The 12,203-nt window shown below is 70.6% G+C and carries 11 protein-coding genes; 10 read left to right on the top strand and 1 reads right to left on the bottom strand.

The annotated features are described in order from the left end of the window. Window positions 1–318: a 2Fe-2S iron-sulfur cluster-binding protein gene (locus tag ACZ7OI_RS13155; protein WP_470264417.1), complete on the top strand. Its 318-nt coding sequence runs from the start codon at window positions 1–3 to the stop codon at window positions 316–318. Window positions 319–332: 14 nt separating this feature from the next. Here ACZ7OI_RS13155 and ACZ7OI_RS13150 read toward each other — a convergent pair whose 3' ends face one another. Continuing rightward, on the bottom strand, window positions 333–1,352 hold the full coding sequence (locus tag ACZ7OI_RS13150) for a LysR substrate-binding domain-containing protein (RefSeq protein WP_470264416.1): 1,020 nt from the start codon (window positions 1,350–1,352) through the stop codon (window positions 333–335). Here ACZ7OI_RS13150 and ACZ7OI_RS13145 point away from each other — a divergent pair. The 9 genes from ACZ7OI_RS13145 (at window position 1,351) to ACZ7OI_RS13105 (ending at window position 12,199) form a co-directional block, all read left to right on the top strand. Next, window positions 1,351–2,118, top strand: coding sequence for an enoyl-CoA hydratase/isomerase family protein (locus ACZ7OI_RS13145; protein ID WP_470264415.1), 768 nt, complete (start codon window positions 1,351–1,353; stop codon window positions 2,116–2,118). The genes ACZ7OI_RS13150 and ACZ7OI_RS13145 overlap by 2 nt on opposite strands. An 11-nt stretch (window positions 2,119–2,129) precedes the next feature. Beyond that, window positions 2,130–3,683 carry an acyl-CoA synthetase gene (locus ACZ7OI_RS13140; RefSeq protein ID WP_470264414.1) on the top strand — a complete coding sequence of 518 codons (1,554 nt, stop codon included), beginning with the start codon at window positions 2,130–2,132 and terminating at the stop codon, window positions 3,681–3,683. A gap of 14 nt (window positions 3,684–3,697) precedes the next feature. Next, window positions 3,698–4,999: an MFS transporter gene (locus ACZ7OI_RS13135; RefSeq protein WP_470264413.1), complete on the top strand. Its 1,302-nt coding sequence runs from the start codon at window positions 3,698–3,700 to the stop codon at window positions 4,997–4,999. A 72-nt stretch (window positions 5,000–5,071) separates the two neighbouring features. Beyond that, window positions 5,072–6,115, top strand: a complete 1,044-nt coding sequence (locus ACZ7OI_RS13130) for a LacI family DNA-binding transcriptional regulator (RefSeq protein WP_470264412.1) — start codon at window positions 5,072–5,074, stop codon at window positions 6,113–6,115. Between the two features lie 142 nt (window positions 6,116–6,257). Continuing rightward, window positions 6,258–7,580: an MFS transporter gene (locus ACZ7OI_RS13125; protein WP_470264411.1), complete on the top strand. Its 1,323-nt coding sequence runs from the start codon at window positions 6,258–6,260 to the stop codon at window positions 7,578–7,580. 16 nt (window positions 7,581–7,596) lie between these two features. After that, entirely contained in the window at window positions 7,597–8,706 is a 1,110-nt protein-coding gene (locus tag ACZ7OI_RS13120) for an extracellular solute-binding protein (protein ID WP_470264410.1), read from the top strand. Continuing rightward, the gene (locus tag ACZ7OI_RS13115) at window positions 8,696–10,234 is read left to right on the top strand and encodes a class I adenylate-forming enzyme family protein (protein WP_470264409.1); all 1,539 of its coding nucleotides are present in this window, start codon (window positions 8,696–8,698) and stop codon (window positions 10,232–10,234) included. The genes ACZ7OI_RS13120 and ACZ7OI_RS13115 overlap by 11 nt, the downstream gene beginning before the upstream one ends. Beyond that, window positions 10,231–11,412: a CaiB/BaiF CoA transferase family protein gene (locus ACZ7OI_RS13110; protein ID WP_470264408.1), complete on the top strand. Its 1,182-nt coding sequence runs from the start codon at window positions 10,231–10,233 to the stop codon at window positions 11,410–11,412. Before ACZ7OI_RS13115 ends, ACZ7OI_RS13110 begins: the two co-directional genes overlap by 4 nt. Beyond that, window positions 11,405–12,199 (top strand): enoyl-CoA hydratase/isomerase family protein, encoded by a 795-nt coding sequence (locus ACZ7OI_RS13105; RefSeq protein WP_470264407.1) that lies wholly within the window; start codon window positions 11,405–11,407, stop codon window positions 12,197–12,199. The genes ACZ7OI_RS13110 and ACZ7OI_RS13105 overlap by 8 nt, the downstream gene beginning before the upstream one ends. The last annotated feature ends 4 nt before the right edge of the window (window positions 12,200–12,203 follow it).

Below are 12,203 nucleotides of genomic sequence, written 5' to 3'. Positions count from 1 at the left end.
ATGCCCAAGGTCACCTTCCACCACGACGGGGTTGTCAGCACAGTCGCGGTCGCGGCGGGCAGCACCGTGATGCGCGCCGCCGTGGAAAACGGGGTCGACGGGATCGTCGGCGAATGCGGCGGCCAGGCGATGTGCGCGACCTGCCATGTCTATGTCCGCGAGCCCTACCTGACCGTGGTGCCGCCGCTGTCCGAGGACGAAATGCTCGAGTGCACCGCGGCGCCCCGCGACGAGAAGCGCAGCCGTCTCGGCTGTCAGCTGAAGCTGGGCGGTGCCTTGGAAGAAGTCGAAGTGGACGTGCCCGACACCCAGCTCTGACTTCCCGGTGCTTGTCAGTCCACAGTAGACATTCTGTGCCCGGCGGCACGCAGGGCTTCCTCGGCCACTTCGGCGAATCCGGCGATGACGTCGTTGGCGCGCGTCGGCACCCAGACGACCGAACTCGACCACCGCAGCCGGTCCTCGTCGAGCGGGCGCCAGGTCAGGCCGTCGGGCAACGGGTGTTCCTCGTTGAAGTGCACACCCATTCCGGCCAGCACGAGCCCGTGCGTGAAGTTCGGGTTTCGCGCGTGCCGGATCGCGCCGGGCAGGAAGCCGTTGTCGCGGCAGATCGCGAGGATGTGGTCGTAGAGCCGCGGCGCCATCTCGCGCTGGAAGATGACCAGCGGGGCGCCGTTGAGGTCGCGCAGCCGCACGACGTCCGAGGCCGCGAGCCGGTGCGCCGCCGGCAGCACGACCCCGAGCGGCCGGGACAGGACCGGCCCTGACTCCAGTCCGACGGTGTCGGAGGGATGGCGCACGAGCCCGACGTCGAGCTTGCCCTCCCGCAGCCGGGCGATCTGTTCGTCGGTGCTCACCTCGTGCAGCTCCAGCAACACGTCCGGCGCCTTCGCGGCGAACGCGGCGGCGATCGTGCGCAGCACCGTGGGAGTCGTGTCCGGGGGAATTCCCGCGCGCAGCGTGCCCGACGTGCCGGGCAGGATCCGGCGCATCGCCTCCCGCGCGCTGTCCACGCCTTCGAGCACCGGACGCGTGTGTTCGAGCAGCAGCGCCCCGGCCTCGGTGAGCCGCACGCCGCCCCGGCCGCGATGGAACAGTTCGACGCCCAGCTCGCGCTCCAGGTCCCGGATCCGCTGCGACAGCGGCGGCTGCGCCATGTGCAGCCGTTTGGCGGCCCGGCCGAAGTGCAGCTCCTCGCTCAGGACGACGAAGTACCGCAGATGCCGCAGTTCCATCGGCCGAACCATACCAACCTGATATCGCCGCAGGTCGCAGTTGGTGTTGGCCAGCGACGGCCCTCCGCTGTTTTTCTTGTCCGCGACGCAGACCACGAGCGAAGGAACGACCTCCATGAGTGAAACAGTGCTGCTCGACCGCCGGGGCGAGATCGCGGTCCTGACGTTGAACCGGCCGGAGAAGCTCAACGCGTGGACCCACGCGATGCGGGAGCGGCTGATCGGGCACCTGCGCGAACTGGACGAGGACCCGACCTGCCGCGGTGTGGTGCTGACCGGGGCCGGGCGGGCGTTCTGCGCCGGGCAGGACCTGGCGGAGACGGCCGCGATCCGCCCGGACGACCATGCCGCCGCCGAGGCCTGGATCGACGATTTCGACCGCCTGTACCGCGCGGTGCGCGAGTTGCGGAAGCCGACCGTCGCCGCGGTCAACGGCGTCGTCGCCGGTTCCGGCTTCCAGTACGCGCTGGTGGCCGACCTGCGGATCGGGCACGCCGGCGTCACCATGGGCCAGCCCGAAGTGGCCTCCGGGATCCCCAGCATCACTGGGATCTGGGCGATGTGGGACATCCTCGGCCGCGCCAAGACCGCCGAATTCGCCCTGACCGCCCAGCTCGTCGACGGTGTCGAAGCGCACCGCCTCGGCCTGCTCACCCGGCTCGTCGCCGAGGACGAGGTGCTCGACGCCGCCGTCGCACAGGCCCGCGCGATCGCCGCGCTGCCGCCGGGCGCGGTCGCGCTCACCAAGGCCCGGCTCCGCGAGCTGGACGACGAGGCGCTGGCGGAGGCGGTGACCGCGGCCAAGAAGATCCACGCCGACGCATACGCCACCGGGGAGCCGCAGCGGGAGATGGCGCGCTTTCTGGCCGCGAAGCAGCGCTGAAGGAGCATCGGGTGACCTACGACGAACTACGCGCCGGACACGACTGGGAAGTCCCGCCGCGCTACAACATGGCTGCGGACGTGGCCGACCGCCACGACCGCGCCGCCACCGCGCTGATCTTCGAAGACCACCTCGGCGCGCACCGCGAGATCTCGTGGGGCGAGGTGCAGGACCGCTCCCGCCAGGTGGCCGCGCACCTGTGGAACCTGGGAGTGCGGCCCGGCGACCGGGTGGCGGTGCTCCTTCCGCAGCGGCCCGACACCCCGGCCGCCTACCTGGGCGCGCTGCGGACCGGCGCGATCCTGGTGACCATGTCCCTGTTGTGGGCCGACGAGCCGATCCGCTACCGGCTGGCCGACTCCGGAACCACCGTGCTGGTGACCGAATCCGAGGCGCGCGGCCGGGTCAGCGGCTTCGCCGGGGACATCGTCGAGATCGACGACCCGGCGATCGAAGAGCTGCCGCCGCGATTCGCCACAGTGGACACCGCCGCGGACGATCCGGCGCTGATCTTCTACACCTCGGGCACCACCGGCAAGGCCAAGGGCATCGTGCACGCGCACCGGACGTTGTTGGGGCACAACGAGTTCCGCTACTGCCACGACCTGCGCCCCGGGGACGTCTTCTACGGCGCGGGGGACTGGGCGTGGTCGATGGCGAAGCTGCTGGGTCCGCTGCGCGCCGGCGCGACTCAGCTGGTCTACCGCCCGGCCGGCGGGTTCGACCCCGAAGGGCTGCTCGATTCCCTGTCCCGCAACGGAGTCACCACCGCACTGGTCAACCCGACGTTCCTGCGCAAGATGGCCGCCGACGTCCCGGACGCGGGCCTGCGCTTCCCGCACAAGCTGCGGGTGGTGTGCTCCTCGAACGAACCGCTGACCGCCGACCTGATCGACTGGTTCACCGGGCAGTTCGGCGTGCCGCTGCTGGACTACTACGGCTCCACCGAGTCCTACCCGCTGGTCGGCAATTTCCCCGGTGTGCCGGTGAAACCCGGTTCGATGGGCCGTCCGCTGCCGGGCTGGGACGTGGCGCTGCTGGACGCGCAGGAGCGGCCGGTGCCCCAGGGCGAACCGGGCGAGATCTGCCTGCGCGCCCGGTCGAACCCGCAGTACCCGCTCGGATACTGGAACCGGCCGGAGGACTCCGAAGCGGTCTTCGGCGGCGACTGGTACCACACCAACGACCAGGCTTTCGCCGACGAGGACGGCTATTTCTGGTTCCTCGGCCGCACCGACGACGTGATCAAGACGTCCGGATACCGGGTCAGCCCGTTCGAGGTGGAACACGCCCTGCGGGCACACCCGGCGGTCGCCGACGCCGGGGTGGTCGGCGTCCCGGACCCGGTGCGCGGCCAGGCGGTCAAAGCCTGGGTGCAACCCGCGCCCGGCTACGACGGCGGCGACGCGCTCGCCGAAGAACTGCGCGCTTTTGCCAAGGAGACCTACTCGCGTTTCGCCTACCCGCGGCACATCGAGTTCGTGCACGTGCTGCCCCGGTCCGCCACCGGCAAGATCCGCCGGGCCGATCTCCGGGACCGCGATCGCGGCCCCGGCACCGACTGACGAGGAGCCGGCCAATGACCGTCCGGACCGAACAGCCCGCGCGCCTTTCCCGCGGCAGGCGGAAGATCGCGCTCGCCTCGGGCATCGGCAATTTCACCGAATGGTTCGACTCCGCCGCCTACGCGACGATGTCCTCCACTATCGCCGCCGAGTTCTTTCCCAAGAACGACCCGTCCGCGGCGCTGCTGGCCACGTGGGCGATCTTCGCGGGCGGGTTCGTCGCGCGGCCGCTGGGCGCGGCGTTCTTCGGGCACTACGGGGACCGGATCGGCCGCAACCGGACGCTCGCGCTGAGCGTGCTGCTGATGAGCGGCGCCACGTTCCTGATGGGCGTGCTGCCGACGTACTCCGCGCTCGGGGTCGCCGCGCCGATCCTGCTCTTCGTCCTGCGGACGCTGCAGGGTTTTTCCACCGGCGGCGAGTACACCGGCGCCTCGGCCTTCATCATGGAGCACGCACCGGACGGACGGCGCGCCCGTTTCGCCAGCACCGTGCCCGCGACCGTCGGTCTGGCCAGCGTGGCCGGATCGGCGGTCGGGGTGCTGCTGACCTCTGCCTTGTCCTCGGGTGCCCTGCACACCTGGGGCTGGCGGGTGCCGTTCCTGCTGGCCGGCCCGCTCGGGCTGATCGGGCTTTACCTGCGCCGTCGGGTCGAGGACAGCCCGGTGTTCCGGCAGCTGCAAAGCGAGAACTCCGTGCAGCGCAAGCCATTGCGCGACGCGCTCCGCTCGCACAAGCGGCAGATCTGCACGCTCTTCGGCTACAGCATCACGAACGCGATCGCGTACTACCTGATGAGCAGCTACATGATCACGTACATGGCCGACGAGTTGCACTACTCGCGCACCCAGGCGCTGATCGCGAGCGTGGTGTCGATGCTGTGCTACAGCGCGGCGTGCCCGTTCATGGCGTCGGCGAGCGACCGGTACGGACGCAAACGGATGCTGCTGGTGTCGTGCGTCGGGTTCGTCGTGTGCACGCTGCCCGCGTTCGCGCTCATGCACGCCGGATTCGCCGGGGCGCTCGTCGGCACCGCGGTGCTCGCCGTGCTGGTCGCGGTCATCGGCACGTCGAACGTGCCCGCGATGGTGGAGATGTTCCCCGGCCCGGTCCGCGCCAGCGGCTCGGCGATCGGTTACACCGCGGCGTATGTCCTCTTCGGAGGGACCGCGCCGTTCGTGGCGACCGGGCTCGTCACGCTCACCGGCAACTCGCTGGCGCCGGGGATTTACCTGATGGCGATCGCGGTGGTGTCGTCCCTGGTGGTCGGGTTCGCGTTCCGGGAGACCAAGAACCTGGACCTGGCGAGGCGGTGAAGCTGCGGCTGGGCAAGGGCTGGGTCCAGGCGGGTCCCCGAGATCGAGGCGTGCGGCGGTTACGATCGACGAGTGCCGACAATCAAGGATGTAGCGCGCCTGGCGGGTGTGACCCACGCTGTGGTTTCGCGCATCCTCAACGGCGACAAGGCGTTGCGGGTCCGGTCCGAGACCCGCGAGCGCGTGCTGGCGGCCGCCGCTGAGCTGGAGTACATCCCGCATCACGCGGCGAAGGCGCTTCGCGAATCTCGCGCCGGCGCGATCGGGCTGGCGGTGCACGACCTGAGCAACCCGGTGTACAGCGAGGTCATCAAGGGCGCGCAGGAGGCCATCAACCGGCACCGCTCGGTGCTGATGCTGGCCGACGCCGCCGAACTTCACCGGGACGCGGCGACCTTCCGCCGTTTCGTCGCAAGCGATGCGATCGACGCCCTCCTGCTGCTGCCCGCGGGCGACGATTCCGACGCCGCGATCGCTCGCGCCGCCGCAGCGCGCATTCCGACAGTTCTGGTCAACGAGCGCTCCGCCGACTACCAAAGCGTGAGCGCGGACGAACACACGGCCGGAATGCTCGCGGTGCGGCACCTGGCAGACCTGGGACACCGGGAGATCGGCCTGCTGCACCTGGACGGGGCGACTCAGCGCGGCGCGGACCGGGTCGGCGGGCATGTCGCCGGGCTGCGGGAGCTGGGCCTCGAGCTGGACGACCGCTGGGTCGGGGACGGCGGCCACGAGCCGGAGTCCGGACGACGTGCGCTGCTCCGGCTCGCGGAAAGCGGGCCGCTGCCGTCGAGCATCGTCGTGCACAGCGTGCAGGCCGCGGTGGGCGCGCTGATCGCGGCGAGGGAACTCGGCATCGAGGTGCCGGGGGAGCTGTCGATCGTCGGATTCCACGACATGCCTTACGCCGCATACCTCGAGCCGGCATTGACCGTCGTCCGGATGGGGCTGCGCGAGATGGGCGCGGTCGCGGTCGAGACGGCGATGCAGCTGCTCGACGGCCAGACCGTGGACAAGCAGGTCATGGTCACGGAGCCGGAGCCGCGGGTCGTCGCGCGCGAGTCCACGGCACCGCCGCGTACGTCCGGCTCACCGGGCGGTTCTGTCGCTCGGTGACCGGGGTCGCGAAGCCTCGCCATTCGCCACGAAGGTCTGAAACAGTCTCTTTGCCACGGTGGTAACACGTGTTACCGTCGCGTTGTTCGTGCTTCTCGGTGCGCTCGCCGGACCGTTCCCGACACGTCAAGGAAGACGCCTCATGCCGACCTCACCCAGCAGCAGGCCGCGGATCGTCGCGGCTGCCGTCGCCGGAAACTTCGTCGAGTGGTACGACTTCGCGATCTACGGGTACTTCTCCGCCGTTCTGGCGAAGGTCTTCTTCCCGGAGAGCGAAGGGTTCGTGGGCTTGCTCGCGACCTTGGCGATCTTCGCGGCCGCCTTCGTCCTGCGGCCGGTGGGGGCGCTGGTGTTCGGGCACCTCGGGGACCGGCACGGCAGGCGCTGGGTCCTGTCCGTCGTCATCCTCATGATGGCGGTCGCCACCGCCTTGATCGGCGTCCTGCCCACCTACGACCAGATCGGGGCGCTGGCGCCGATCGCGCTGACAGTCCTTCGGCTCGTGCAGGGGTTCTCCGCGGGCGGCGAGTTCGGGGGAGCCGCCTCCCTGCTGTTCGAGTCCGCCGACCGCCGCCGCCGAGGGTTGATGGGCTCGGCGCAGCCCGCGAGCATCGTGGCCGCACTGGCCGTCTCCGCCGGTCTGGGCACCGCGCTCACCTCGGCGATGAGCGAGGAGTTCCTCCACGGCTTCGGGTGGCGCATCCCGTTCTTGCTCTCGCTGCCGCTCGGCCTCGCGGGGTGGTACATCCGCCGCCGGATCGACGAGTCGCCCGCCTTCACCGAGCTTCAGGCCACCGGCACACTGGAGGAGGCTCCGATCAAGGAGGTCTTCCGCTCGAGCTGGCGCATGATCATCGCGGGCACGGCGGCGATCGTGTCCTGGACGGCGGGCGGCTACGTCACGCTCCAGTTCCTGCCGACGTTCTTCGAGGGCGTCCTGAAGCGTCCGATCAGCCAGGGCCTGACCGCGTCGCTGGTCGGCCTCAGCGCGTACGCGGCGTTCGTCGTCCTCGGCGGCTGGCTGTCCGACAAGTTCGCACGCTGGAAGGTGATGCTGGCAGGCGCGGTCCTGCTCGCCGTCGTGGCGGTCCCCGGCTATCAGCTGCTCATCGCGGGATCGACTGTCGCGATCGGTGCCGCGGTGCTGTTGTTCGCCGCGTCGCTCGGCTTGGTGGCCGGCCCGACGCCCGCGCTGCTGGCGGAACTCGCCCCGGGCAGCGTGCGGACCTCGTTCCTCAGCATCGTCTACGCGGTGGCGAACGCGGCGTTCGGCGGCGTGGCCCCGTACATCGTGGTGGCGCTCGTGTCGTCCACGGGGTCGCTCCTCGCTCCCGCGTACTACCTCGTCGTGCTGCAGGTCGTGGCGATCGCCGGCCTGGTCGCCGTCGGCATCCACCAGCGCAACCGAGCGCGCAATCCGGTGGCGCGGGCAGCTCGCCCGTCCAGCCCCGTCCATCACGACTGACAGGAGAAACCAGGCCATGACGCGCCTACGGGGGCTCACGTGGGATCACCCCCGCGCCATCGACCCCATCGCCGGAACGTCCGCGGAATACGAGGTCCGCACAGGTATCTCGGTCGAGTGGACCGCGCGGACGCTCGAGGAGTTCGAGGACGTCCCGCTCGACGAGCTGGCGGACGAGTTCGACATTCTGGCGATCGACCATCCGCACGTGGGCAACGCCGCGCGCGCCGGCGCTCTCGCGCCGTTGCCGTCGGAGCTGATCGAGAAGCGGACAGCGGCCTACGTCGGGCCAAGCCTGCGCAGCTACGTGTGGGACGGCCGGCTCATGGCCCTTCCAGTCGACGCGGCCTGCATGGTGAGCGCGGCCAGGACCGGAACCGACCTTCCGCGCACGTGGCAGGACGTCGTCGCGCACCTGGCCGCACTCGGGCCCGCTCGCACTCTCCTCGCCGCGAATCCCACGCATCTGTGGGGCACTCTGCTGTCGATGTGCGAAGCCGTCCGTCCGGGCGAACGGGCGGGGGACCTGCCCGCCTGGTGGGGTGACCACGGACTGGACGCCGACACAGCGTTAGAGGCATTGGCGTTGCTGCGCGAGGTGCTGGCGCTGCTGCCCGAGAGGTCGCTTGACGCGAACCCGATCCAGGTGCTCGACGAACTCGCGGGCGCCGGGCCCGCGCGGTACACGCCGTTGGTCTTCGGCTACAGCACCTACGCGCTGGACCGGCGCGTCGTGTTCTCAGACGCGCCGGTCGCCGCGGGGACGGCCACCGGGTCGCTCACCGGCGGGGTCGGCCTCGCTGTGTCGGCGCGCTCGGCTCTGCCGCGCGAGGCAACGGACTTCGTTGTTTTCGCGACGTCCCCGGAGGTGCAGGCCGGGGCTTACCTGGCGGCAGGGGGTCAGCCCGCCGCCGCTCGTGCCTGGCGCGACCCGCTCGCCGGGGGATTCTTCAGCGGCACGCTCTCGACCATGCAGCAGTCGTTCCTCCGCCCCCGCGAACCGGCCTACCCGCGATTCCAGCGCGTGGCGGCGTCCGCGCTGCACGACATGATCCGCGGAGGAGCCGACGACGCGCGGATCGTGGTGCGCCTCAACGACTTGTGGGCCGGTGCGCATGTCGGCTAGCCCCGGCACGCTGCCAGAGATCCTCGAGCGCACCTACGAGACACACGAGGCTGCGCCCGCGCTGCTTCACGACGGACGCTGGCTCACGTTCGCCGAAACGGCCAAGCTCGCGCGAGGCATCCACGCCCTGCTCGTCGAACACGGCGCTGCCAAAGGAGATCGCGTCGTCGTGCACCTCGAGAACGGCGTGACGACCCGGCTCCTCGATCAGGCGCTGCTCGGCTTCGGCCTGGTCCGGGTCGCCGTTTCCGCGAAGCTCCACGTCCGGGAGGTCGCGGCGATCTGCCTCGACGCACAGGCTTCCGTCGTGTGCGCCGACCCCGGGCAGGCCGACCCGCTGCGGGCCGCGCTGCACGACGCTGGCGCTCGCACCGTCGTCGTCGGCCTCGACGCCGACCGTCCGCCCGACCCCACCGACGGACGGACAGCAGCACCGGTGCGCCCGCGCGACGACGACGTGGCAATGCTGATGTACAGCTCCGGTACCACTGGCGCACCGAAAGCAGCGGTAGTCACGCAAAGCGCCTGGGTAGCGCGGACCCGGCACTCGCTCGCGTATCTGCCCCCGGTGACGGAGTCGGACACGGTGGTCCTCGCGGCTCCGGCGGCGCATTTCGCCGGATCGGTCGCGCTCGACTGCTTCATCCAGGGCGCTCGGACGGTGATCGAGCGGCGATTCGACGCCGGAGCCGTCCTCGACCTGATCGACCGGCACGACGGCACGATCGTGCCACTGGTGCCGGTCCTGCTGGCACGCCTCGTCGAAGCAGCCGCCGCACGGCCCGCCAGCGGACGGCACCTCCGCTGCCTCCCATACGGCGGTTCCTCCGTGAGCGCCGACGTGCTGGTCCGCGCGTCCCGTCGGTTCCCGGGCGTGCTCACCCAGTTCTACGGGCTCGCCGAAGCCCTCGCGCCGCTTTCCGTGCTGACACCGGCCGATCACGACGAGTTTGCCGCCATCGGCTCGGACTCGATCCGCCTCACGTCGGCGGGCAGGTTCGTCGACGGCGTCGAGCACCGCGTGGACGACGGCGTTCTCGCGGTGCGGGGCTCTGTCGTCATGCCGGGCTACTGGCGCCGGCCCGACCTCGACGCGAAGGTGCTGTCCGACGGATGGTTCGCCACCGGCGACCAAGCCCGGGTCGATGACGACGGCTACCTGTACCTGGTCGGGCGCAGCTCGGACGTCATCGTCTCCGGCGGGTACAACATCCAGCCGCGCGAAGTGGAACAGGTCATCGAGCGAGTCCCCGGGGTGGCCGAGGTCGCCGTGGCCGGCGTGCCGGACCCCGAGTGGGGCGAGGCGGTGCACGCGTTCGTGGTCGTCGGCGAGGATTCGCCGCAGGACCCGGAAACCCTGGCAACGGCCCTGCGCGACGCGTGCGTGAGCGCCATCGCCTCGTACAAGAAGCCGCGGCACGTCCACGTGCGAAACAGCTTGCCGCGCAACCACTACGGCAAAGTCGACCGGCGGGCCCTGCGGGACTCCGTCGCGCCCGTGCCGCCGACGAAGGAGACAGAAGCATGACCCAGGCGCTCGAAGGGATCCGCATCCTCGACTTCACGCAGATGATGCTCGGCCCGTACGGGACGCAGATGCTCGCCGACCTCGGCGCGGACGTCATCAAGGTGGAGCGTCCCGAAGGGGAGTGGGAACGTTCGCTCGAGATGATGGGCGGCCTGGTCGCCGGGGAATCGGCCGCGTATCTCGCGATGAACCGCAACAAACGGTCGCTCGCACTGGATCTCAAGGACCCCGCCGCGCGAGACGCGCTGCTGCGCCTCGCCGCGACGTGCGACGTCGTGGTGGAGAACTTCCGCCCCGGCGTCATGGACAAACTGGGACTGGGCTACGACGACATCCGCGCGGTGCGGTCCGACGTCGTCTACTGCTCCGGGTCGGGCTGGGGGCAGGACACGCCGTTCGCCCGCGAGCGCCGCCCCGGGCAGGACCTCCTCATCCAGGCGATGTCGGGCCTGGCAGCGGCCACCGGCCGGCGCGGCGACCCGCCGACGCCCGCCGGGACGGCGATCGTCGACCACGCCACCGCGCTCACCCTCGCGAACGGGATCCTCGCGGCGCTCGTCGCGCGGGAGCGGCACGGGATCGGGCAGCGCGTCGAAGTGGACCTCTACTCGACCGCCATCGCCATGCAGTGCCAGGAGATCTCCGCTTTTCTCAACCAGGGCGGCGGCTACGAGCGGTCCGAGGAAGGCATCGGCCAAGCGTGGCTGTCGGCGCCGTTCGGCGTCTACGAGGCACAGGACGGCTGGATCGCGCTGGCGATGGCCCCGCTGGACGTCGTCGCGGACGTAGCGGGCGACCCGTCGCTCGCCGATCTCGATCCCTGGGCGGACCGGGACGAGGTCAAACGTCGCCTGGAATCGCTCGTGCGCCAGAAGTCCGCGGCGCATTGGGTCCAGACTCTGGGTGCCGCAGGACTCTGGGCGGCGCGCGTGCGGACGACCGAAGAGGCCGTCGCCGAGCTGCGGGAACAGGATTCGGACCTCCTGATCACGACCGATGGCCCCGACGGATCCCCGATCTCGCTGATCGGATGCCCCGTCACCCTCAGCGAGACGCCCTGGCAGCTCCGCTCCGCCCCGCCGCGGGCGGGCGAGCACACCGCGGAGGTGCTGCGCGAGGTGCTCGCCGACGACGAGATCGCCCGCCTCACGACTGTCCGGAGTTCCGCCCATGACTGACGAACGACACGTCCACCCCAACCTGGTCGTGCGCGACGAGGGCGCGGTCCGGATCCTGCGGATCGAGCGCGAGGACAAGCTCGGCGCCTTCTCCGGCTCGCTGATCGCCGCTCTGGGGAACGAGATCACGACCCTGCGGACCGCCGCAGCAGTACGCGCCGTCGTCCTCACCGGCACGGGCCGGGGCTTCGTGGCGGGAGCGGACATCGGCGAGTACGGCACTTCCTCGCGTGCTGAATTCGAGGCATACCAACGACGCTCGCGGGTGGTCTTCGACGCGCTCGGCGCACTGCCGCAACCGACCGTCGCGGCGGTGAACGGCTACGCATTCGGCGGCGGCTTCGAGATCGCCCTCTGCTGCGACGTGATCTTCTGCTCGGAAACCGCCCGGTTCGGCTTGCCGGAAATCAAACTCGGCCTCATCCCCGGCGGAGGCGGTCCGCAACGACTGGCCCGCCAGGTCGGCCCGAGGTGGACGAAGGAGCTGGTCCTGACCGGACGCACCGTCTACCCCGACGAGGCGCTCGCGCGCGGGGTCGTCGCGAAGGTCGTCCCCGCAGACCACTTGCCCGCTGCGGCGCTGGAACTGGCCACGACGCTTGCGCTCCTGCCTGCCGAAGCCGCCCGCGCCGCGAAGCGACGCATCGACGAGGGAGCGGAGCAGGATCTGGAGACGGCGCTCGCCGACGACCAGGCAGCGCTGGGCAGGCTGTTCGACACGCCGGACGCGAAGGAGGGCATCGACGCGTTCATCCAGAAACGCCCGCCTGCGTTCGGACGTCTCTGACACT

It is taken from the genome of Amycolatopsis sp. NPDC114503 (assembly GCF_055633655.1).
Note: the sequence above shows the minus strand (reverse complement) of the source record. Positions and strands in the feature narration are given on the sequence as shown.

What these genes read in the sequence shown, in the direction of transcription:
- ACZ7OI_RS13155 (WP_470264417.1), top strand. Translation starts at nt 1, where the DNA reads ATGCCCAAGGTCACCTTCCACCACGACGGGGTTGTCAGCACAGTCGCG.
- ACZ7OI_RS13135 (WP_470264413.1), top strand. Translation starts at nt 3,698, where the DNA reads ATGACCGTCCGGACCGAACAGCCCGCGCGCCTTTCCCGCGGCAGGCGG.
- ACZ7OI_RS13145 (WP_470264415.1), top strand. Translation starts at nt 1,351, where the DNA reads ATGAGTGAAACAGTGCTGCTCGACCGCCGGGGCGAGATCGCGGTCCTG.
- ACZ7OI_RS13105 (WP_470264407.1), top strand. Translation starts at nt 11,405, where the DNA reads ATGACTGACGAACGACACGTCCACCCCAACCTGGTCGTGCGCGACGAG.
- ACZ7OI_RS13120 (WP_470264410.1), top strand. Translation starts at nt 7,597, where the DNA reads ATGACGCGCCTACGGGGGCTCACGTGGGATCACCCCCGCGCCATCGAC.
- ACZ7OI_RS13150 (WP_470264416.1), bottom strand. Translation starts at nt 1,352, where the DNA reads ATGGAGGTCGTTCCTTCGCTCGTGGTCTGCGTCGCGGACAAGAAAAAC.
- ACZ7OI_RS13125 (WP_470264411.1), top strand. Translation starts at nt 6,258, where the DNA reads ATGCCGACCTCACCCAGCAGCAGGCCGCGGATCGTCGCGGCTGCCGTC.
- ACZ7OI_RS13115 (WP_470264409.1), top strand. Translation starts at nt 8,696, where the DNA reads ATGTCGGCTAGCCCCGGCACGCTGCCAGAGATCCTCGAGCGCACCTAC.
- ACZ7OI_RS13110 (WP_470264408.1), top strand. Translation starts at nt 10,231, where the DNA reads ATGACCCAGGCGCTCGAAGGGATCCGCATCCTCGACTTCACGCAGATG.